19 protein-coding genes and 1 pseudogene are annotated in these 20,644 nt (G+C 58.2%); 10 read left to right on the top strand and 10 right to left on the bottom strand.

The features are described from left to right. The first annotated feature begins 57 nt into the window (after nucleotides 1–57). Nucleotides 58–1,293, top strand: a complete 1,236-nt coding sequence (locus ACA041_RS30850; protein WP_497439191.1) for a sterol desaturase family protein — start codon at nucleotides 58–60, stop codon at nucleotides 1,291–1,293. Here the strand turns inward: ACA041_RS30850 and ACA041_RS30845 are convergent. Further along, nucleotides 1,274–1,906 carry a DedA family protein gene (locus tag ACA041_RS30845; protein ID WP_497439190.1) on the bottom strand — a complete coding sequence of 211 codons (633 nt, stop codon included), beginning with the start codon at nucleotides 1,904–1,906 and terminating at the stop codon, nucleotides 1,274–1,276. The genes ACA041_RS30850 and ACA041_RS30845 overlap by 20 nt on opposite strands. A gap of 207 nt (nucleotides 1,907–2,113) precedes the next feature. On the opposite strand from ACA041_RS30845, the gene hemB reads away from it, so the two are divergent. Continuing rightward, entirely contained in the window at nucleotides 2,114–3,127 is a 1,014-nt protein-coding gene (gene hemB / locus ACA041_RS30840) for a porphobilinogen synthase (RefSeq protein ID WP_497439189.1), read from the top strand. Between the two features lie 18 nt (nucleotides 3,128–3,145). Further along, a complete protein-coding gene (ppk1, locus tag ACA041_RS30835) occupies nucleotides 3,146–5,368 on the top strand; it encodes a polyphosphate kinase 1 (RefSeq protein ID WP_497439188.1) in 2,223 nt (740 codons plus the stop codon). A gap of 195 nt (nucleotides 5,369–5,563) precedes the next feature. Here the strand turns inward: ppk1 and ppx are convergent, their stop codons facing one another. The 5 genes from ppx to ACA041_RS30810 all read right to left on the bottom strand — a co-directional run bounded on the left by ppx (nucleotide 5,564) and on the right by ACA041_RS30810 (nucleotide 10,147). Then, entirely contained in the window at nucleotides 5,564–7,066 is a 1,503-nt protein-coding gene (gene ppx, locus ACA041_RS30830; protein ID WP_497439187.1) for an exopolyphosphatase, read from the bottom strand. A 234-nt stretch (nucleotides 7,067–7,300) separates the two neighbouring features. Beyond that, nucleotides 7,301–8,038 (bottom strand): amino acid ABC transporter ATP-binding protein, encoded by a 738-nt coding sequence (locus ACA041_RS30825; protein WP_497439186.1) that lies wholly within the window; start codon nucleotides 8,036–8,038, stop codon nucleotides 7,301–7,303. Continuing rightward, nucleotides 8,025–8,675, bottom strand: coding sequence for an amino acid ABC transporter permease (locus ACA041_RS30820; protein WP_497439185.1), 651 nt, complete (start codon nucleotides 8,673–8,675; stop codon nucleotides 8,025–8,027). Before ACA041_RS30820 ends, ACA041_RS30825 begins: the two co-directional genes overlap by 14 nt. Continuing rightward, a complete protein-coding gene (locus tag ACA041_RS30815) occupies nucleotides 8,672–9,340 on the bottom strand; it encodes an amino acid ABC transporter permease (protein ID WP_497439184.1) in 669 nt (222 codons plus the stop codon). The genes ACA041_RS30820 and ACA041_RS30815 overlap by 4 nt, the downstream gene beginning before the upstream one ends. Nucleotides 9,341–9,361: 21 nt before the next feature. After that, nucleotides 9,362–10,147, bottom strand: coding sequence for a transporter substrate-binding domain-containing protein (locus ACA041_RS30810; protein ID WP_497439183.1), 786 nt, complete (start codon nucleotides 10,145–10,147; stop codon nucleotides 9,362–9,364). A gap of 307 nt (nucleotides 10,148–10,454) precedes the next feature. Between ACA041_RS30810 and trxA the strand changes: the two genes are divergently transcribed. The 5 genes from trxA (at nucleotide 10,455) to ACA041_RS30785 (ending at nucleotide 15,768) form a co-directional block, all read left to right on the top strand. Further along, entirely contained in the window at nucleotides 10,455–10,784 is a 330-nt protein-coding gene (gene trxA / locus ACA041_RS30805) for a thioredoxin TrxA (RefSeq protein WP_008150340.1), read from the top strand. Between the two features lie 249 nt (nucleotides 10,785–11,033). Continuing rightward, nucleotides 11,034–12,293 carry a transcription termination factor Rho gene (rho, locus tag ACA041_RS30800; RefSeq protein ID WP_007942421.1) on the top strand — a complete coding sequence of 420 codons (1,260 nt, stop codon included), beginning with the start codon at nucleotides 11,034–11,036 and terminating at the stop codon, nucleotides 12,291–12,293. Between the two features lie 141 nt (nucleotides 12,294–12,434). After that, nucleotides 12,435–13,901: a 4-hydroxy-3-polyprenylbenzoate decarboxylase gene (ubiD, locus tag ACA041_RS30795; protein ID WP_497439182.1), complete on the top strand. Its 1,467-nt coding sequence runs from the start codon at nucleotides 12,435–12,437 to the stop codon at nucleotides 13,899–13,901. Further along, nucleotides 13,901–14,869 (top strand): CDP-6-deoxy-delta-3,4-glucoseen reductase, encoded by a 969-nt coding sequence (locus ACA041_RS30790; protein ID WP_497439181.1) that lies wholly within the window; start codon nucleotides 13,901–13,903, stop codon nucleotides 14,867–14,869. Before ubiD ends, ACA041_RS30790 begins: the two co-directional genes overlap by 1 nt. Before the next feature lie 230 nt (nucleotides 14,870–15,099). After that, on the top strand, nucleotides 15,100–15,768 hold the full coding sequence (locus tag ACA041_RS30785) for a gamma-glutamylcyclotransferase (RefSeq protein WP_497439180.1): 669 nt from the start codon (nucleotides 15,100–15,102) through the stop codon (nucleotides 15,766–15,768). Here ACA041_RS30785 and glpT read toward each other — a convergent pair. After that, the gene (gene glpT, locus ACA041_RS30780; protein ID WP_497439179.1) at nucleotides 15,744–17,093 is read right to left on the bottom strand and encodes a glycerol-3-phosphate transporter; all 1,350 of its coding nucleotides are present in this window, start codon (nucleotides 17,091–17,093) and stop codon (nucleotides 15,744–15,746) included. The two genes, ACA041_RS30785 and glpT, sit on opposite strands and share 25 nt — an antisense overlap. A 415-nt stretch (nucleotides 17,094–17,508) precedes the next feature. On the opposite strand from glpT, the pseudogene ACA041_RS30775 reads away from it, so the two are divergent. Beyond that, nucleotides 17,509–17,676, top strand: a pseudogene (locus ACA041_RS30775) (energy transducer TonB); the annotation flags it as partial. Between the two features lie 152 nt (nucleotides 17,677–17,828). Next, entirely contained in the window at nucleotides 17,829–18,029 is a 201-nt protein-coding gene (locus ACA041_RS30770) for a hypothetical protein (RefSeq protein ID WP_497439178.1), read from the top strand. 49 nt (nucleotides 18,030–18,078) lie between these two features. Here ACA041_RS30770 and ACA041_RS30765 read toward each other — a convergent pair whose 3' ends face one another. The 3 genes from ACA041_RS30765 to ACA041_RS30755 all read right to left on the bottom strand — a co-directional run bounded on the left by ACA041_RS30765 (nucleotide 18,079) and on the right by ACA041_RS30755 (nucleotide 20,461). Further along, on the bottom strand, nucleotides 18,079–18,339 hold the full coding sequence (locus ACA041_RS30765) for a bacteriocin immunity protein (RefSeq protein ID WP_497439177.1): 261 nt from the start codon (nucleotides 18,337–18,339) through the stop codon (nucleotides 18,079–18,081). Then, nucleotides 18,336–19,955 carry a pyocin-S2/colicin E7-DNase domain-containing protein gene (locus ACA041_RS30760; RefSeq protein ID WP_497439176.1) on the bottom strand — a complete coding sequence of 540 codons (1,620 nt, stop codon included), beginning with the start codon at nucleotides 19,953–19,955 and terminating at the stop codon, nucleotides 18,336–18,338. Before ACA041_RS30760 ends, ACA041_RS30765 begins: the two co-directional genes overlap by 4 nt. 119 nt (nucleotides 19,956–20,074) lie before the next feature. After that, nucleotides 20,075–20,461 carry a hypothetical protein gene (locus ACA041_RS30755; RefSeq protein WP_497439175.1) on the bottom strand — a complete coding sequence of 129 codons (387 nt, stop codon included), beginning with the start codon at nucleotides 20,459–20,461 and terminating at the stop codon, nucleotides 20,075–20,077. Nucleotides 20,462–20,644 lie beyond the last annotated feature (183 nt).

Below are 20,644 nucleotides of genomic sequence, written 5' to 3'. Positions count from 1 at the left end.
AGGGTTAATTCCCGGTTACACCTAATCTTTGCTGAATGACTCTGATCAGGGCGCGTCATGGACTTCATTCTGTATGCGGTGCCATTCTTCTTTGTGCTGATTGCCGTCGAACTGCTGGCCGACCGTTGGCGCGGCGTGCGCAATTACCGGGTGGCCGACGCGATCAACAGCATCAGCACCGGTGTGCTGTCGACCACCACCGGCCTGTTGACCAAGGGCGTGGGGCTGGTGACCTATGCGTTTGCCCTCCAGCATCTGGCACTGTTCGAACTGTCGGCCGAGAGCGTATGGGTCTGGGTGTTCGCCTTCGTCCTTTACGACTTCTGCTACTACTGGCTGCATCGCATGGGGCATGAGCGCAACATCCTCTGGGCGGCGCATTCGGTGCATCACCAGAGCGAGGACTACAACCTCTCCACCGCCCTGCGCCAGACCAGCACCGGGTTCCTGCTGAGCTGGATCTTCTACTTGCCCATGGCCGTGGTCGGCGTGCCGCTGCTGGTGTTTGTCAGCGTAGCGGCGCTGAACCTGCTCTATCAATTCTGGGTGCATACCCGGCACATTCCCAAGCTCGGCTGGTTCGAGTGGTTCTTCGTCACACCGTCCAATCATCGGGCTCACCATGCACAGAACGCTCTCTACATGGATCGCAACTACGGCGGGGTGTTCATTATTTGGGACCGTCTATTTGGCTCGTTCCAGGAAGAGGACGACAACGAGCCGGTGATTTTCGGCGTGACCACGCCGCTGGCGAGCTGGAATCCGTTGTGGGCGAACGTGCAGTTCTACGTACAGTTGTGGGATGACGCACGGCGTGCCGAAAGCGGATGGGACAAGTTGCGGATCTGGTTCATGCGCACCGGTTGGCGGCCGGCGGATGTGGCAGCGAAGTACCCGATGAACAAACCGGACTTGAGCCAGTTCCGCAAATTCGAGGTGCCGCTGGACGCACGCCAACAGCTGTATGTGACGCTGCAGTTCTGCGTCTACATCGCCTTGGGCAGTTATTTGATGAACCTCGAACAAAGCCTGCCGACCGCCGCCCTGGTGCTTGGCTGGAGCGCCGTGGCGCTGGGTCTGTTCGTGCTGGGCGTGGCCCTGGAGAATCGCCCGTGGGCGTTGAAGCTGGAGCTGCTGCGGCTGGCGTCGAACCTGCCGCTGGTGTGGCTGGCGCCGCTGGTCGGGCTGTGGCCGGCCAGCGCAACGGGCTGGGTTGGGCTGCTCAGTTACAGCCTGCTCAGCGGTATCGGTCTCTACTGTTGCCGAAACCGCGTCACTCGACTGGCGTCGTAGGTCCGCCGGCCTTGGCCTGGTCGGCTTTCAGGGCTTGCTCGTCGGCGTAGATCTTTTTCGCCAGGCGGGCATTCTTGAAGCGCCGGCGCAGCCACAGGCAAAAGCCCAGGACCAGCAGCGCGCCCAGCACCCAAAGTTCGTACTTCTTGACGCTGCCGAGCATGCCTTCGAGCACTGCGCCGAAGTGATAGGCGGCAGCAGCCAGCGCAGCGGCCCAGATCGCGGCACCAATCCCGTTCAGCAGCAGATAACGTCCCGGCGGATAACCCGACAGGCCGATCGCCACCGGCATCACCGTGCGCAGGCCATAGACAAAACGGAAGCTCAGTACCCAGATGTCCGGGTGCCTGCGGATATGTTCCAGCGCCCGGTCACCCATCAATTGCCAGCGTGGTTTGCGTGCCAGCAACTTGCGGCCATGCTTGCGTCCCAGGAAATACCACAGCTGATCGCCGGCATAGCTGCCGAGGAACGCCACGATCATCACCACTTTGAGGTCCATGTATCCGCGGAACGCAAGGAAGCCTGCGAGCACCAGAATGGTTTCGCCTTCGAAGAACGTGCCGAGAAAGAGGGCGAAGTAGCCGAATTCCTGAAGAAATTGTTGGAGCATTGTCTGGGTGCTGGCGAAATGAACGCGCAGCCTAACCCTTCGTGCACATTCATGAAAGTGTCCAAATGTGTCTCGACGTGAACATTTCCTACAAGGACAATGGAATGCGACTACCTGTCACAGGGTGCACATAACTGTAATACGTTCGTCATAATGGCCGCTTATAACTGTCACGCTCGCCCGCCTGCGCGGGCTCAGGAGTCTGCCGTGAGCTTTACCCCCGCCAACCGTTTGTTCCCTGCAACCCGCCTGCGTCGCAACCGACGTGATGATTTCTCGCGCCGACTGGTCCGTGAAAACGTGTTGACCGTCGACGACCTGATCCTGCCGGTGTTCGTGCTGGACGGGGAAAACCGTCGCGAAGCGGTGGCCTCGATGCCGGGCGTCGAGCGCCTGACCATCGACCTGTTGCTGGAAGAAGCGGCCAAGTGGGTCGAGCTGGGCATTCCGGCACTGGCGCTGTTTCCGGTGACGCCACCGGAGCTCAAGTCGCTCGACGCCGCCGAAGCCTGGAACCCCAATGGCATCGCCCAGCGCGCTACCCGCGCCCTGCGTGCGCAGTTCCCTGAGCTGGGGGTGATCACCGACGTAGCGCTGGACCCGTTCACCACTCACGGTCAGGACGGTATCCTCAATGAAGAAGGCTACGTGCAGAACGACATTACCGTCGACGCGCTGGTCAAGCAGGCCCTGTCCCACGCGGAAGCCGGCGCTCAGGTCGTCGCGCCGTCGGATATGATGGACGGGCGCATCCAGGCGATCCGCGAAGCCCTCGAGCTGGCCGATCACGTCAACGTACGGATCATGGCCTACTCGGCCAAGTACGCCAGCGCCTATTACGGCCCGTTTCGCGACGCGGTGGGTTCGGCGCTGAACCTGGGCAAGGCCAACAAGGCCTCCTATCAGATGGACCCGGCCAACAGCAACGAAGCCCTGCACGAAGTGGCGGCGGACTTGTCAGAAGGCGCGGATATGGTCATGGTCAAGCCAGGCATGCCGTATCTGGACATCCTCTGCCGGGTCAAAGAAGAATTCAAAGTGCCGACCTTTGTGTATCAAGTCAGCGGCGAATACGCCATGCACATGGCGGCGATCCAGAATGGCTGGTTGAGCGAAGGGGTTATCCTCGAATCCCTGACCGCTTTTAAACGTGCAGGCGCCGATGGCATCCTGACTTACTTTGCCGTCCGTGCCGCTCAATTGTTACGAGAGCAAAAATAGCCCTCCCAGGAACATTCCATGACTACCGAAGGACTCACTGAAGTCGCCGTAAAAGAGGCTCAACCTGTGGTGGAGCAAATCGCTGAAACCCCACCGGAGCTGGAGCCTGCTCCCTCCACGGTGGTGGCCGAGCCTGCTGTGGCGGCACCGGCGATTGCCATTCCCGGCCTGGATGACAGCAGCCTGTACATCCATCGCGAGCTCTCGCAACTGCAGTTCAATATCCGCGTGCTGGAACAGGCGCTGGATGTGTCCTACCCGCTGCTGGAGCGGCTGAAGTTCCTGCTGATCTTCTCCAGCAACCTGGACGAGTTCTTCGAGATTCGTGTGGCCGGCCTGAAGAAGCAGATCACCTTCGCCCGTGAACAGGCCGGCGCCGATGGCCTGCAACCGCATCAGGCCCTGGCCCGCATCAGCGAATTGGTTCACGGTCACGTCGACCGCCAATACGCGATTCTCAACGATATTCTGTTGCCGGAGCTGGAAAAGCATCAGGTCCGCTTCATTCGTCGCCGTCACTGGACCACCAAGCTCAAGACCTGGGTGCGCCGCTATTTCCGCGACGAGATCGCGCCGATCATCACCCCGATCGGCCTCGACCCGACGCACCCGTTTCCGTTGCTGGTGAACAAGAGCCTGAACTTCATCGTCGAACTCGAAGGGATCGACGCCTTCGGTCGCGATTCCGGCCTGGCGATCATCCCGGCCCCGCGTCTGCTGCCCCGGGTCATCAAGGTGCCGGAAGAAGTCGGCGGCCCTGGCGACAATTATGTGTTCCTGTCGTCGATGATCCACGCGCACGCCGATGACCTGTTCCAGGGCATGAAGGTCAAGGGCTGCTACCAGTTCCGCCTGACCCGAAACGCCGACCTGTCCGTCGACACCGAAGATGTAGAAGACCTGGCTCGCGCCCTGCGCGGCGAGTTGTTCTCCCGCCGCTACGGTGACGCGGTGCGTCTGGAAGTGGCCGACACCTGCCCGAAACAGCTGTCCGATTACCTGCTCAAGCAGTTCAACCTGCACGAGACCGAGCTGTATCAGGTCAACGGCCCGGTCAACCTGACCCGGCTGTTCAGCATCACCGGCCTCGACAGCCAGCGCGAGCTGCAATACCTGCCGTTCACGCCGCAGATCCCGAAATTGCTGCAGAACAGCGAGAACATTTTCAGCGTGATCAGCAAGCAGGACATCCTGTTGCTGCACCCGTTCGAGTCGTTCACGCCTGTGGTTGATCTGCTGCGTCAGGCGGCCAAGGACCCGCACGTGTTGGCGGTCCGTCAGACGCTTTACCGCTCCGGCGCCAACTCGGAAATCGTCGATGCACTGGTGGACGCCGCGCGTAACGGCAAGGAAGTCACCGCAGTGATCGAATTGCGTGCGCGCTTCGACGAAGAATCGAACCTGCAACTGGCGAGCCGTCTGCAAGCGGCGGGTGCGGTGGTGATTTACGGCGTGGTCGGTTTCAAGACCCACGCCAAGATGATGCTGATCCTGCGTCGCGAAGCCGGGGAAATTGTCCGTTACGCCCACCTGGGTACCGGCAACTACCACGCGGCCAACGCCCGCCTGTACACCGACTACAGCCTGCTGACTTCCGACGACGCCTTGTGCGAAGACGTCGGCAAACTGTTCAGCCAGCTGATCGGCATGGGTAAGACCTTGCGCATGAAGAAGCTGCTGCACGCGCCGTTCACCCTGAAAAAGGGTATGCTCGACATGATCGCCCGGGAGACTCAGTTCGCCCTCGAAGGCAAACCGGCGCACATCATCGCCAAGTTCAACTCGCTGACCGATCCCAAGATCATTCGCGCGCTGTACAAGGCCAGTCAGTCCGGTGTGCGTATCGACCTGGTGGTGCGCGGCATGTGCTGCCTGCGACCGGGCATCGCCGGGGTCTCGCACAACATCCATGTGCGCTCGATCATCGGCCGGTTCCTGGAGCACACCCGGGTCTTCTACTTCCTCAACGGCGGGGAAGAGCAGATGTTCCTGTCCAGCGCCGACTGGATGGAGCGCAACCTCGACAAGCGTGTCGAGACTTGCTTCCCGGTCGAGGGCAAGAAGCTGATCATGCGGGTGAAGAAGGAGCTGGAACTGTATCTCACCGATAACACCCACAGCTGGAGCCTGCAGGCGGACGGTCGCTACATCCGCAACACGCCGACCGGCAACCAGAATCCGCGCAGTGCGCAGGCCACCTTGCTGGAGCGTTTGGGCAGCCCGATTCTGGCGGTGCGTTAACGCAAACGTCGGGTAATAAAAAATGGCGATCCCTGCGGATCGCCATTTTTGTTTTAGCTACACACCTGTGGAGAGAGGGAGCTTGCTCCCGTTGGACTGCGTAGCAGTCCCCTTATTTTTAGGGATAAGGGGGGCGCTTCGCACCCCAGCGGGAGCAAGCTCCCTCGCCACAGGGATTGTGTTCGCGCCTGGGTTTCAGCGCACGTTCAGGGTGAATCCAACCCGAGCCAGCCAGTCCGCTTCGAGGGCGAAGTCGGCCTGGGTCAGCTGGTTTTCATCCAGCCAGTTTTCCGGGAACAGCACATCGAGGCTGTCGCCGTTGGCGTGCAGCACCACCTGAGGCATCTGCTGGGTGCCGCGGATGTGATGGAACAGGATCGCAAAGCGCAGCAGCACGCACAGGCGAATCAGCTTGATGCCTTCATCGCCGAAATCGGCAAACTTGTCCCGGGGAATGTTGCGGCGGTGGCCACGCACCAGCAGCGCGAGCATCAGCTGGTCTTCGCGGGAAAATCCGGCCAGGTCTGAGTGCTCGATCAGGTAGGCGCCGTGCTTGTGGTAATGATAGTGAGCGATGTCCAGGCCCACCTCATGAACCTTGGCCGCCCAGCCCAGCAGTTCGCGCCAGACGCCGTCATCCAGGTCCCAATCCTCGGCCACCTGATCGAACGCGTGCAGCGCCTTGCGCTCGACCCGCGCCGCTTGTTCCAGATCGACGTGATAACGCTCCATCAGCGAGCTGAGGGTGCGCTCACGGACGTCTTCGTGATGATGGCGACCCAACAGATCATAGAGCACGCCTTCACGCAGGGCGCCTTCACAGTGGTCCATGCGTTGCAGTTCAAGGGCGTCGAAGATGGCTTCGAGAATTGCCAGGCCGGCCGGGAAGATCGCCCGACGGTCAGGCTTGATGCCTTCGAAGTCGATCTTCTCGACGTCACCGAGCTTGAACAGCTTGCGCTTGAGCCAGGCCAGGCCTTCGGCGTTCACTTCGCCGGCGCCGTGCCCACCGGCCTTCAGCGCCAGACCGATCGCCCGAATGGTGCCCGAGGAGCCGATGGCTTCATCCCAGGTCAGGCGGTGCAGGGCGTGTTCGATGCTCATGATCTCCAGCCGCGCTGCCGTGTACGCCTGGGCATAGCGGGCCGGGGTGATCTTGCCGTCCTTGAAATAGCGCTGGGTGTAGCTGACGCAGCCCATTTGCAGGCTTTCGCGCAGCAACGGTTCGAAGCGCTGGCCGATGATGAATTCGGTACTGCCGCCACCGATGTCGGCCACCAGGCGCTTGCCCGGGGTGTCGGCGAGGGTGTGGGACACGCCGAGGTAGATCAGGCGTGCTTCTTCGCGACCGGAGATGACTTCCACCGGGTGGCCGAGGATTTCTTCGGCGCGACGGATGAATTCGACGCGGTTACGGGCCTCGCGCAAGGCGTTGGTGCCAACGATCCGCACGGCGCCCAGCGGCATACCGTTGATCAGTTGGGCGAAACGCTTCAGGCAGTCGAGCCCGCGCTGCATGGATTCTTCGCTGAGTTGGCGCTCTTCATTGATGCCGGCGGCCAGCTGAACCTTCTCCCCGAGACGTTCGAGAATACGGATTTCGCTGTTCTGGGCCTTGGCCACGACCATGTGAAAGCTGTTGGAGCCCAGGTCGATTGCGGCGATCAGGGACAGATTCTTGGCTTGGGATTGCGGCATGGTCAGGGGGTCTCGGTCGATAACCCCGACATCGTGCCACGATCAAACGCTGCCGCCAACGCGTTCGGTGCAAAGCCTTGATCCTGAGCACTAATGCCAGTGGCCGCTGCGCGACCATTCGCGAGCAGGCTCTCTCCCACAGGTTGTGAGTTGCCCTCAATGTCGCGGCCGACACAGAAATAATGTGGGAGCGGGCTTGCTCGCGAAGACGGCCTTCCACTCAAAAAAGATCCATCAGCCCGCCGCTTCAACGGTCCCGATGAAATTCGCCAGCTCCGTCGTCTGCGGATTGGCAAACAGAATTTTCGGATCCCCCACCTCATGCACCTTGCCCTTATGCATGAACACCAACTTGTCCCCAACCTCCCGGGCGAACCGCATTTCATGGGTGACCATGATCAACGTCATGCCTTCCCTGGCCAGTTGCCGAACCACGCTCAGCACTTCATTGACCAGTTCCGGGTCCAGCGCCGAGGTGATTTCGTCACACAACAGAACCTTGGGCGACATCGCCAGCGCCCGGGCAATCGCCACCCGCTGTTGTTGCCCGCCGGACAGCCGATCCGGGAACGCGTCGAATTTCTCACCCAGGCCGACCCGTTCCAGCATCTCCCGCGCCAACTCCCTGGCCCTGTCCCTGGGTACTTTCTGCACCACCTGCGGCGCGAGCATCACGTTCTCGCCCACGGTCAGGTGCGGGAACAGGTTGAACTGCTGGAACACCATCCCGACTTTCTGCCGCAGGCTGCGCAGATCGGCACGGGCGGCGTCGAGGTATTCGCCGTCGACTTCGATCACACCGTCGTTGATCGATTCCAGACCGTTCAATGTTCGCAACAATGTGGACTTGCCCGAGCCACTTCGACCGATGATCGCCACTACCTGGCCTTCCTCGACGCTCAAGTCGATGCCCTTGAGTACATGGTGATCGCCGTAATATTTATGCAGGGCAGAAATTCTAAGCAGAGGCATGCAGTCTCCTTTCCAGATAGCGCGCACTGAGGGACAAGGGGTAGCACAGCAAGAAGTAACCCAGCGCTACCAGGCCGTAGACCATGAAGGGTTCGAAGGTCGCGTTGGCGAGCATGCCGCCGGTCTTGGTCAGTTCGGTGAAGCCGATGATCGAGGTGACGGCGGTGCCTTTGACGACTTGCACCGAAAAGCCCACGGTCGGCGCCACGGCGATGCGTAGCGCTTGCGGCAAAATGACGTAGCGCAATTGTTCCAGCGGGTTGAGTGCCAGGCTTGAAGAGGCTTCCCACTGGCCGTTGGGAATCGACTCGACGCAACCGCGCCAGATCTCCGCCAGGTAGGCGCTAGTGAACAGCGTCAGGGCAGTCGCCGCCGCCATCCACGGCGAAATTTCCAAGCCGGCCAACGCCACGCCGAAAAACACCAGAAACAACTGCATCAACAGCGGCGTGCCCTGGAATAACTCGATGTAGGTGCGGGCAATGTTGCGCGGCAAAGGCTTTTTCGAGATGCGCAGGACCATGATCAGCAAGCCGATCAGTCCACCGCCGATAAACGCCACCAGCGACAGTGCCAGCGTCCATTGCAGACCGGTGAGCAGGTTGCGCACGACGTCCCAGAAGGTGAAATCGCTCATAGGCTGCTCCTTGCTATGAAGCGGCGGCCGATCCAGTTCAGCAACTGGCGGATCAGCAGCGCCATGCACAGGTAGAGCAGGGTGGTCAGGGCATAGGTTTCAAAGGCGCGGAAGTTGCGTGACTGAATGAAGTTGGCGGCAAAGCTCAGCTCTTCGGTGGCGATCTGCGAACAGACCGCCGAGCCCAGCATGACGATGATGATCTGGCTGCTCAGGGCCGGCCAGACCTTGCCCAGCGCCGGCAGCAGGACCACATGGCGAAAGGCCTCGAAGCGAGTCATTGCCAATGCAGCGGCGGCTTCCAGCTGGCCGCGGGGGATCGCTTGAATGCCGGCGCGGATGATCTCGGTCGAATAGGCCCCGAGGTTGATCACCATCGCCAGCACCGCCGCCTGCCATTCGGAAATCTGCACGCCCAGCGATGGCAAACCGAAGAAGATGAAAAACAACTGCACCAGAAACGGCGTGTTGCGGATCAACTCGACGTAGACGCCGAAGATCGCGGAAAACGGGCGGATGTTCCACGCCCGCACCAGCGCCCCGACGATGCCCAGGCCCACCCCGAGCACGGTACCGATGGCTGTCAGCTCAAGGGTGAACAGCGCGCCGCGCAACAGCAGGTCGGTGTTTTGCACCACGGGTATGAAGTCGAACTGATAGGACATGGCGAGTCTCCCCGGCAGCGATCAGAGATCGGCCGGCAGCGGCTCTTTGAGCCAGGTCCGGGAGTTTTTCTCCAGGGCGCCGTCGGACTTGGCGGTGGCCAGGATCTGGTTGACCTTGCCCAGCAGCGCCGGCTCGTTTTTGTTCACACCGACGTAGACCGGCGAATCCTTGAGTTTTACTTTCAGCGCCGGCACGCGTTTGGGATTGCGCTCGCTGATCGCCACCATCACCACGTTGCCGCTGGCGATCAGGTCGACCTGCCCGGCGAGGTAGGCGGCGATGGTCGAGTTGTTGTCTTCGAAGCGCTTGATGGTCACGCCTTCGGGCGCGACTTTGGTCAGTTCGATGTCTTCGATGGCGCCACGGGTGACACTGATGGTTTTGCCCTTGAGGTCGTCCAGGCCACTGATGCTGGCGTCTGGCGGGCCGAACACTGCCAGGTAGAAGGGTGCGTAGGCGCTGGAGAAGTCGATGACTTTCTCCCGCTCGGGGTTCTTGCCGAGGCTGGAGATCACCAGATCCACCTTGCCGGTGGTCAGGAACGGGATGCGATTGGTGCTGTTGACCGGCGTCAGTTCGAGTTTGACCTTGAGTTGGTCGGCCAGCAGTTTGGCGGTGTCGACATCGAGGCCGCGGGGCTTCATGTCCGGGCCGACCGAGCCGAATGGCGGAAAGTCCTGGGGCACGGCCACCTTGAGGATGCCGCGCTTGACCACATCCTCAAGTCCATCGGCGTGGGCAGGGGCCTGACTCAATATCAGGCTGGCAAATAAGGCGGCGAGGAGTGCGCTGTAACGCCGGGTCATGGCAAATCTCCGAATCGGCAGGGAAAGAATTCTTCCGATCGACAGAGCACGGGCCATGCCAAGATTCGTTTCGGGAGGGCAGGCCGTGGTTTTGCTGGATTTGCTGGGTGTCACGGCCCGAAATGCCGGACTGCGACGTGCACCGCGATAGTGCGTCCTTGAAACGGCGGTCCTCGCCATGTCTGGAATTGAGCTATACCCAAACTCATGGACCACCATAGCGAGAGTCAATCAACTGCACCTTCCTGAACGAGGGAAGGGCGGCTATGATGGGCCACGTTTTTTTGCTTACAACCTGGAGACTTCCATGAGCAGCGATCTTATCAAACACGTCACCGACGCTAGCTTCGACGTCGACGTCCTCAAGGCCGAAGGCGCTGTACTGGTCGACTACTGGGCTGAATGGTGCGGCCCTTGCAAAATGATCGCTCCTGTCCTGGACGAAATTGCCGAGACCTACAAAGGCAAGCTGACCGTTGCCAAACTGAACATCGACGAAAACCAGGAAACCCCGGCCAAGCATGGCGTGCGTGGTATCCCGACGCTGATGCTGTTCAAGAACGGCAACGTTGAAGCAACCAAGGTCGGCGCCCTGTCGAAGTCGCAACTGGCTGCGTTCCTTGACGCGAACATCTAAGCGTCGCTGGAAAGTGTCGGAAATAAAGGCCCCGCAGTTTGCGGGGCTTTTTCGTTATTCAGGGCTAGACGCTCCGAAACTCAGGTGGTACATTCGGCCCCGCACTGGTTTCTCCAATGCCCCCTGCTAGCCGTCGCCGACGCACTCCTTTTCGAATTAGTACGCGATCCTGTCGCCTTCTCTGCGGCGCGGCCTCATTAAGCCAAAAGCTTAATTTCCCCCCTCCATAAATGATTACGTCATTCCTATATGAATCTGACTGAACTCAAGCAAAAGCCGATTACCGAACTGCTCGAATTGGCCGAACAGATGGGCATAGAAAATATGGCCCGTTCGCGCAAGCAGGACGTGATTTTCTCCCTGCTCAAAAAGCACGCGAAAAGCGGCGAGGAAATCTCCGGTGATGGCGTGCTGGAGATTCTCCAGGACGGCTTCGGCTTCCTGCGCTCCGCTGACGCTTCCTATCTCGCCGGTCCGGACGACATCTACGTTTCGCCGAGCCAGATCCGCCGCTTCAACTTGCGCACCGGTGACACCATCGTTGGCAAGATCCGCCCTCCCAAGGAAGGCGAGCGGTATTTCGCACTGCTCAAGGTCGATACGATCAACTACGATCGTCCCGAGAACGCGAAAAACAAGATTCTCTTCGAGAACCTGACCCCGCTGTTCCCGACCGTGCGCATGAAGATGGAAGCCGGCAACGGTTCCACCGAAGACTTGACCGGTCGTGTCATCGACCTGTGCGCTCCGATCGGCAAAGGCCAGCGTGGACTGATCGTTGCACCGCCGAAAGCCGGTAAGACCATCATGCTGCAGAACATCGCAGCGAACATCGCACGTAACAATCCTGAAGTTCATCTGATCGTATTGCTGATCGACGAACGTCCGGAAGAAGTGACCGAAATGCAGCGCACCGTGCGCGGCGAAGTGGTTGCCTCGACGTTCGACGAGCCGCCAACCCGCCACGTGCAGGTTGCCGAAATGGTGATCGAGAAGGCCAAGCGCCTGGTCGAGCACAAGAAAGACGTGGTGATCCTGCTCGACTCCATCACCCGTCTGGCGCGCGCCTACAACACCGTGATCCCGAGCTCCGGCAAAGTACTCACCGGTGGTGTCGATGCCCACGCCCTGGAGAAACCGAAACGTTTCTTCGGCGCCGCGCGGAACATCGAAGAAGGCGGTTCGCTGACCATCATCGCCACCGCGCTGGTTGAAACCGGCTCGAAGATGGACGAAGTGATCTACGAGGAATTCAAAGGCACCGGCAACATGGAACTGCCTCTGGATCGCCGGATCGCTGAAAAACGCGTGTTCCCGGCCATCAACATCAACCGCTCCGGCACTCGCCGCGAAGAGTTGCTGACGGCCGACGACGAGTTGCAGCGCATGTGGATCCTGCGCAAGCTGCTGCACCCGATGGACGAAATCGCTGCCATCGAGTTCCTGGTCGACAAGCTGAAAACAACCAAGACCAACGATGAGTTCTTCCTGTCGATGAAACGCAAGTAAGTCGATAGACCAGCAGAAGCCGGGGAAACCCGGCTTTTTGCTATCTGATTTTTGATGAACCACCAGTTCGTGGTTCTGAATAGAGGGGTTCGGCGCTAAACTGCCTGCCCCCGAACGCCACGGCCAACACGAGGCTCACGCATGCAGTATCGCGACTTGCGCGACTTTATCAGCGGCCTGGAAAAGCGCGGCGAACTCAAGCGCATCCAGGTTCCGGTGTCCCCAGTGCTCGAAATGACTGAGGTCTGCGACCGCACTCTGCGCGCCAAGGGCCCGGCCCTGCTTTTTGAGAACCCCACGGGTTATGACATCCCGGTGCTCGGCAACTTGTTCGGCACCCCCGAGCGCGTGGCGCTGGGCATGGGCGCGGAGGCCGTGAGCGAACTGCGCGAGATCGGCAAGTTGCTGGCGTTCCTCAAGGAACCCGAGCCGCCCAAAGGCCTGAAGGACGCATGGTCCAAGCTGCCGATTTTCCGCAAGATCATCGCCATGGCGCCGAAAGTCGTCAAAGACGCGATCTGCCAGGAAGTGGTCATCGAAGGCGACGACGTCGACCTGGCGATGCTGCCGGTGCAGACCTGCTGGCCTGGCGACGTCGGCCCGCTGATCACCTGGGGCCTGACCGTCACCAAAGGTCCGAACAAGGATCGCCAGAACCTCGGCATCTACCGTCAGCAAGTGATTGGCCGCAACAAGGTCATCATGCGCTGGCTCAGTCACCGAGGCGGCGCGCTGGATTACCGCGAGTGGTGCGAGAAGCATCCAGGCCAGCCGTTCCCGGTAGCCGTGGCGCTGGGTGCCGACCCGGCGACCATTCTTGGTGCCGTGACACCGGTGCCGGACAGCCTCTCCGAATACGCCTTTGCCGGGCTGCTGCGGGGCAATCGCACCGAGCTGGTGAAGTGCCGTGGCAACGACCTGCAGGTGCCGGCCACCGCCGAGATCATCCTTGAAGGTGTGATCCATCCGGGCGAAATGGCCGACGAAGGTCCCTACGGCGATCACACCGGTTACTACAACGAAGTCGACAGTTTCCCGGTGTTTACCGTCGAGCGCATCACCCACCGGATCAAGCCGATTTACCACAGCACCTACACCGGCCGGCCACCGGATGAGCCGGCGATTCTCGGCGTGGCGCTGAACGAAGTGTTCGTGCCGATCCTGCAGAAGCAGTTCCCGGAGATCACCGACTTCTACCTGCCGCCCGAAGGCTGCTCGTACCGCATGGCCATCGTGACCATGAAGAAGTCGTATCCCGGCCATGCCAAGCGAGTAATGCTCGGCGTCTGGTCGTTTTTGCGACAGTTCATGTATACCAAGTTCGTTATCGTCACTGACGACGACATCAATGCACGGGACTGGAACGACGTGATCTGGGCCATCACCACGCGCATGGACCCCAAGCGCGATACGGTGATGATCGACAACACGCCGATCGACTACCTCGACTTCGCTTCGCCGGTTTCCGGCCTGGGTTCGAAGATGGGGCTCGATGCCACGCATAAATGGCCCGGCGAAACCACTCGCGAGTGGGGCCGGGTGATCGTCAAGGACGAAGCCGTGACCCAGCGGATCGATGCCATCTGGAATCAGTTAGGAATAGATTGATGCGTGTAACCTTGCAGCCCTCCGGAGCAGTGCTTGAGATTCTGCCCGGCGAGCGGATTCTCGATGGCGCGCGGCGTCTGGGCTATGAATGCCCGCAAAGCTGTCGAAACGGCAATTGCCATGTGTGCGCTGCTTTGCTGGTGGAAGGGCGGGTCGAACAGGCTGGCGGTGTGCGCGACCATGGCGAGTTCTACACTTGCATAGCAGAGCCGCTGGAAGACTGCATCGTGCTGTGGGATGGCGTGCTCGCGCTGGGAGAATTGCCGGTGCGCAGCTTGTGGTGTCAGGTCATTGAATGCAGGGATGTCGGCGGCGACACCTTTCGCGTGCGTCTGCGAGCACCGGCCGGCAAGCCGCCGCGCTATCACGCCGGCCAATACCTGATGATCGAGCGCGAGAGCGGCGAGAAATCCGCGTTCTCCCTGGCTTCCGCTCCCCACGGCGGGCGCGATCTGGAAATCCACGTGCTGGCGCGCGAAAGCAGTGCACTGAGCCTGATCGAGCAACTGCAACGCAATTCGATGGTGCGGATCGAGATGCCGTTCGGTGATACCCACCTGGCGGAATTGCCGGAGGGTCCACTGGTGCTGATCGCCGCAGGTACCGGCATGGGCCAGATTCATAGCCTTATCGAACATTGCCGCGCCACGGGCTTCAAGCACCCGGTGCATCTGTACTGGGGCGTGCGTCGTCCTGAAGATTTTTATGAAATCGAACATTGGGACGAATGGCTGAAACTGCCCAATCTGTTCCTGCATAAAGTCGTCAGCGATCAATGCGGCTGGCAGGGGCGCTGCGGCATGTTGCATGAAGCGGTGTGTGAAGATTTTCCGGATCTCAAACCCCTGCATGTCTACGCCAGCGGCTCCCCGGCGATGGTCTACGGCACGCTGGACGCCCTGGTCGAAGCGGGAATGGATGCGCACCAGATGCGAGCTGACGTGTTTGCGTACGCGCCGCGATCTTGATCCGCGATCTTGATCCGCAAGTTGAATTGCGGTTTATCGTTATAACTCTCTATATAGCCGATTGGTATTTATAAAATCTTATAAATACCGGTAGGTTATATCTCAGTGAGGCAATTATTAAAAAACTGTGCCATGGCACTTAAATTGCCTCTAAACATATGTGCCTTATTGTTACAGCGGTGCGTTCTATTAAGTAATCTTTACACGCGGGGAGCTGAACGCTATTCGCCATGAGCGCCATTGAATCTGCTTTTTTGAATCTGGCTTACCCTCCGCGGCTCGATCTGGGACCGCAGCTTACGCACGAACAATTGCTCAGCTCGATGCAATCGACCATGGACCGCCACAAGGGTGGGCCGGTATGGCTGTTCGCTTACGGCTCGCTGATCTGGCGCCCTGAATGCCCGGCCGTAGAGCGAGTGCGCGGGCGGGTGCATGGCTATCATCGCGGCTTATATCTGTGGTCGCACGAACATCGCGGCACACCGGAAGTCCCGGGCCTGGTGTTTGGCCTGGATCGCGGCGGTTCTTGCAGTGGCTTCGCCTATCGTCTGCCCGAAGATCAACTCGAAGCCTCGCTGTATGCGCTTTGGCAGCGCGAGATGCCATTCCCGTCCTATCGCCCGCACTGGCTCAGCTGCCGTCTTGAAGACGGAAGCCAGGTTCAGGCATTGGGTTTTGTACTGGAGCGGCACCTGCCCAGCTATGCTGGCAACTTGCCGGATCATGTGCTGAGCCATGTGTTCGAAAACGCTTGCGGGCGTTACGGCACTACCCGCGATTATGTCGAGCAGACCGCCAACGCCCTGCGTAGCCACGCCATGCCAGACCGGAATCTGGAGGCGCGGCTCAAGCGCTGCAAATCAACAGCCGATCAGGCGAGTGCTTCGCGGCTCTGACTGGCGACCTGTTTGTGCCACAGGGTCGGGGCGAGGAAGGCCATCGCCAACAGGCACGCGCCGATTAGCAGGACGAATCCGCCATCCCAACCGAAGTGGTCCACGGTGTAGCCCATGGCTGCACTGGCCGCGACCGAACCCCCCAGATAACCGAACAACCCGGTAAAGCCCGCCGCAGTACCAGCGGCTTTCTTCGGTGCCAGTTCCAATGCTTGCAGGCCGATCAACATCACCGGGCCGTAGATCAGGAAGCCGATTGAAACCAGTGCGATCATGTCGACGGTCGGATTGCCGGCCGGATTGAGCCAATAGACCAGCGTCGCCACGGTGACCAATGCCATGAACACCATGCCGGTCAGGCCACGGTTGCCACGGAAGATCTTGTCCGACATCCAGCCGCACAACAGTGTCCCCGGAATACCCGCCCACTCATAGAAGAAGTAAGCCCATGAGGTTTTATCGACGGTAAAGCCTTTGGCTTCCTTGAGGTAGGTCGGTGCCCAGTCCAGCACGCCGTAGCGCAACAGGTAGACGAAGACGTTGGCCAGGGCGATGTACCAGAGCATTTTGTTGCGCAGCACGTATTTGACGAAGATTTCCTTGGCGCTGAATTCTTCTTCGTGGCTGGCGTCGTAGCCTTCCGGGTAGTCGTTCTTGTACTTCTCGATCGGTGGCAGGCCCACCGATTGCGGGGTGTCGCGCATGGTCACGAAGGCAAACACCGCCACCGCCATGGCGACCGCCGCCGGCACGTAGAACGCCGCGTGCCAGTCATTGAACAGGCCCATGCCGAGCAGGAACAGCGGGCCGATCAGGCCACCGCCGACGTTATGCGCCACGTTCCACAACGACACTACGCCACCGCGTTCCTTCTGCGACCACCAGTGAACCATCGTCCGGCCACTCGGCGGCCAGCCCATGCCCTGGGCCCAGCCGTTGATAAAGAGCAGGATGAACATGATGGTCACACTGGACGTCGCCCAAGGCGCAAAGCCGAAAATGAACATCACCCCGGCCGACACCAGCAGGCCGAAAGGCAGGAAGAAACGCGGATTGGAACGGTCGGACACGATGCCCATCAGGAACTTGGACAGGCCGTAGGCGATGGCAATCGCCGACAACGCCAAGCCCAGCTCGCCACGGGTATAACCCTCTTCGATCAGGTAGGGCATGGCCAGGGAGAAGTTTTTGCGCAGCAGGTAATAGCCAGCGTAACCGATAAAAATACCGGCGAAGATCTGCCAGCGAAGGCGACGGTAGGTGTTGTCTATTTTTTCTTCAGGCAATGGAGCCTGATGTGCGGCAGGGCGAAAGAAAGCAAACATTCAAGAGCTCCAAATTTCTTGTTTTGACTGCGGATGCGAATGTTACAGTTTCGTTACCGAAAATAGCATCGGTTCGCAGTGGTCAAACAGCGGAATTTTTGGCGACCGTATGTTCTCTTACGAACATGTCGCTCAGACGTAAGTGAAGGACGTTGTAGGAAGGCTTACCCCTTCCATCTTTCGCGCCTCATCTGTCCACATGAGTGCTTGTTTTTGGGAAACGTCCTTCGTTCAAAGGAGAAGTTGCAACGTTCTGTTTCAGGTCGCTGCTGCGTAAGCTTTGTCAGGGAGTTCTGGTGTTTCGATCATGGAAGGGAGGGGTTATGCGGTGGTTTGCGTTTGTGCTGTTGCTGGGTTTATCGGTTGATGCCAGGGCAGGGGAGTTCTTTCTGATACCGGAAAACACCCTAAGCCGATTTACCCCACAGCGCTTCTGAGGGCTGGCATCACTGGCGCTGTTCGGGTCCAGTTCACCGCCCATGCCGATGGTACGGTGAGCAAGGTCGAGATCCTGGAGAGCGATCATCCTGATTTGGCCGAAGCAGGCCGGGTCGCGATTGAACAGTGGCGGTTCAGGCCCTGGACGGTCGATGAGGACAAGCCTGCCCAGCAGGAAATTATTGCTCCATTGGTATTCCGGCTGGATCTCGACTCGCCGATCCACACCAACCAGTGGCTGAAGAAGTTGAAATGTCGCGACGTCAATGAGCAACTGCTGAATGTCCCGGAGCATGCGTGGGTGGATGCCGCGCCGTTCATTACACCCGGGCGTATCTGTCGAACGTGTTTCACATCACCCAATTGCCGAAGGAAAAGCGCCTGGAATGGATCGCCATGCTGAACAAGCGCGTGCCGACCATTGTCAGGAGTTGCCGCAGCGGCCCGGTGCGCAGATACATGAGTTTGCTGCCGGAGGAGATTCGCCAACTGCTTTAACAACGGAGGAGCGCGGCTACGTGACCGCGCTTCTTCGTAACATGCAATTTTAGTCTGGTTTGAAGTCGGGTTTACCGTTTGCTTCACGCCACTCTTTAATGCTGGCAAGTATCCCTGCAGGTGAGTTGTCAATCCCTTGTTCAGGATAGAAAAGGATATCCGTACCATTTGGGTGCTCAGAGGTGTCGACTATTTGGTGAACAAGTGCATCAAGTTCCTCTTCGGATGAATAATCTGCGAGAAACAGCCGATTGATGAGCTCTAGAAATTCGGATTCTGTGTATTGATTATATGGTTTGTTCGAATTCATTGTGGTTCACCTTTGTCCTTCGAATGTAAAGTAATATGAGTTTTCGGAGTCATTATGACCATGTTGTCCATATTGTAGACCTCGCCTCCCATGCCAATTGGATGAATATGATGGATTTCAAATTTTTCCCCTCCTCCAACTTGCTCTTTTCGAGGTGCGTATGGCGAGTAGCCGTCTTTCATTATTGTAGTGTTTAGGGGGCTGAATTGCCTTCTCAGTTCCGGATCGTTCGTCACAGTACTCCATAATTTTTCCCTGAATTTATCAAAATCTCTGAAGTCTTGACCACGCAATTGATCCGCTATCTGGACAGGAATCGGAGATCCACCGACTTCCCCTGCGCTCCCAAGCCAATTAGCTCCAACCGCTTGTCCCATACCACTTGCAGTTCCGGGCTCATAGCGAGGGCCACTGCGGCTCGCCATGACGTAAACCGGTTTGATCCCGGACTTAGCCGGAAACACCAAGATGTAATCATCAATGTCAGTCTCGTCACACATCGGATGCTCGTCGCTCCGACCTTCAACCTGTGTGACTCTTGCGCCGGGATATATCTTGATATCGGGTGAGCTTACAGGTAAGTCGGTTGACCCTAACGTGTCACCACCAGGTGCACTATTGGGCGTCCAAGTAAGCGTTCTCGGGAGAGAACCTTCGGTCGTAAAAGTGTAGAGATTCGTATTTGAGTCGAGTATTGCCTGCCTGACCCTAACGGAAGATGAATTTTCATCGGTTGGGGAAAGATATAACTGGGTATGATCGCCTCGAACTGACGCCACGACACGAAGCGGCAACAAGTCAGTGGTATCGGAGTTTTGTAGATCGGGATATTTATCAGAATCGACAAGCTGCGACAGTGGAATGGTCACAACTACAGGATTGCGTTGTAGCTCACTATTTCCTAGCGTCGGTGTATAGAGCACCGACGAAAAGAATGCGTTTACCGGGCCGCCAAGTGCCGCCGCTCGCAGGTTGCCCAGCGACTCAAACACTCTATTTAAAGAGAAAGGCGAGCCTTCATACCCGGCGATCAGTCCGTCTGGAGTGACGACTAATGGCCGAGCTGATGCTTCTGCGCCGCTGACTGTGGAAATGTTTACGTTTTCGATCCCGTGTCTTACCCTGACTAGCGCGTCGATGTCTTGTTTTACTTTTTTCAGTGAGCTCAAGCGTTCGTTGCCCTTCAGATCCAGTAAACCGGCGTCCCGTTGTGCTTCTGACGATTCCAGGTTTGCTGCATGCAGCTCTTGGTACTTTTCCTTGAGCCATCGCAATTTTTCGTCGATATTCTCGGGTTGGTTCAGCGTGAGGTGTTGAAGCAACCCTTTGAACCGATTGGCCGCTTGGGCCGCGATTTGCTGCTTTTTCTGCTGTTCGGCCTGTCTTGCCAATTCAAGTTGTCGTTTCTCTTCTGCAGCCGCTCTTTCTTGTGCCGCTCTCTCGGCCTCTGCTTTTCGAATTGCAATTAACTGCTCTTCTGCTCTTGCTTGATTTATTTGAGAAGTCAGGGCTTGGGATCGCTGAGTTAACTGCCTTACCTCTTCCGCCGTCAATTGCGCTGCATATGCCGAGGTGTAAGAATCTGTCCGCCTCGGAAGGACCTCCGAAGCAGGCATGCGAAGATATGCTCCGAGAAGGTCCTGTTGGGTTCGTACTAGCGGATCACTGCCGTAGAACGCATTTGCCTTGGCCTGATAAACATTTCGTTCGGCAGTTTTTTGGTAAATTAGATGGTTTACAGCTGTTTGTTGTCGGGTAAGAGCATCTGCTGGTGAAAGGCCGTGAGTTCCACCAAGTTATTAGTGGCTGTGGTTATTTCGCCTTGAAGGGTGGTGGGTATCTGATTAAACCTAATCTGAAACTGATTCAATATATTCGGTTTGTGTGCTTCGATAGCCAACATGGTGTTGGAAGCGAAGATAGCTTCATTGATGTCGTTTATATCTTGTTTGGTTAAGAATTTAAATAAGTCGGTGCCGGTACGAGGTCTATTTCTTGTGCGCCCAGTTCGGTCATACCCACCACCTTCGAGGTCTTGTGAGTAAGTTTGTTGCATGTACGGGTTTATTTCTGTGACAGATATATGGTAGGTCTGGCCAGGTGTCCAGTTTTGATTGCTCATACAGTTACTCCTTGTGTCTGTATGGCATCAGGTTAAAGAAATGTTCATTAGCTGGTGCGTTACATATGTACCGCCAAACAAGGTTAAATTTATTGTTAGGCGATTGTCTGTAGAAGATCTGCAGACATCAATCAAAAGGCCAGAACAACCTCGTCAGTTGTTCTGACCTTTTTTGTCATGAGC

Source organism: Pseudomonas sp. LBUM1676 (assembly GCF_059695605.1).
This window is presented reverse-complemented; position numbering and strand designations above follow the sequence as displayed.

Excerpts from the sequence above, each read along its gene's own strand:
- ACA041_RS30785 (WP_497439180.1), top strand. The coding sequence starts at position 15,100 with ATGAGCGCCATTGAATCTGCTTTTTTGAATCTGGCTTACCCTCCGCGG.
- ubiD (WP_497439182.1), top strand. The coding sequence starts at position 12,435 with ATGCAGTATCGCGACTTGCGCGACTTTATCAGCGGCCTGGAAAAGCGC.
- ACA041_RS30825 (WP_497439186.1), bottom strand. The coding sequence starts at position 8,038 with ATGCCTCTGCTTAGAATTTCTGCCCTGCATAAATATTACGGCGATCAC.
- ACA041_RS30760 (WP_497439176.1), bottom strand. The coding sequence starts at position 19,955 with ATGCCTGCTTCGGAGGTCCTTCCGAGGCGGACAGATTCTTACACCTCG.
- ACA041_RS30845 (WP_497439190.1), bottom strand. The coding sequence starts at position 1,906 with ATGCTCCAACAATTTCTTCAGGAATTCGGCTACTTCGCCCTCTTTCTC.
- ppx (WP_497439187.1), bottom strand. The coding sequence starts at position 7,066 with ATGCCGCAATCCCAAGCCAAGAATCTGTCCCTGATCGCCGCAATCGAC.
- ACA041_RS30850 (WP_497439191.1), top strand. The coding sequence starts at position 58 with ATGGACTTCATTCTGTATGCGGTGCCATTCTTCTTTGTGCTGATTGCC.
- rho (WP_007942421.1), top strand. The coding sequence starts at position 11,034 with ATGAATCTGACTGAACTCAAGCAAAAGCCGATTACCGAACTGCTCGAA.
- ACA041_RS30810 (WP_497439183.1), bottom strand. The coding sequence starts at position 10,147 with ATGACCCGGCGTTACAGCGCACTCCTCGCCGCCTTATTTGCCAGCCTG.
- trxA (WP_008150340.1), top strand. The coding sequence starts at position 10,455 with ATGAGCAGCGATCTTATCAAACACGTCACCGACGCTAGCTTCGACGTC.
- ppk1 (WP_497439188.1), top strand. The coding sequence starts at position 3,146 with ATGACTACCGAAGGACTCACTGAAGTCGCCGTAAAAGAGGCTCAACCT.
- ACA041_RS30790 (WP_497439181.1), top strand. The coding sequence starts at position 13,901 with ATGCGTGTAACCTTGCAGCCCTCCGGAGCAGTGCTTGAGATTCTGCCC.
- glpT (WP_497439179.1), bottom strand. The coding sequence starts at position 17,093 with ATGTTTGCTTTCTTTCGCCCTGCCGCACATCAGGCTCCATTGCCTGAA.
- ACA041_RS30815 (WP_497439184.1), bottom strand. The coding sequence starts at position 9,340 with ATGTCCTATCAGTTCGACTTCATACCCGTGGTGCAAAACACCGACCTG.
- ACA041_RS30755 (WP_497439175.1), bottom strand. The coding sequence starts at position 20,461 with ATGAGCAATCAAAACTGGACACCTGGCCAGACCTACCATATATCTGTC.
- ACA041_RS30765 (WP_497439177.1), bottom strand. The coding sequence starts at position 18,339 with ATGAATTCGAACAAACCATATAATCAATACACAGAATCCGAATTTCTA.
- ACA041_RS30820 (WP_497439185.1), bottom strand. The coding sequence starts at position 8,675 with ATGAGCGATTTCACCTTCTGGGACGTCGTGCGCAACCTGCTCACCGGT.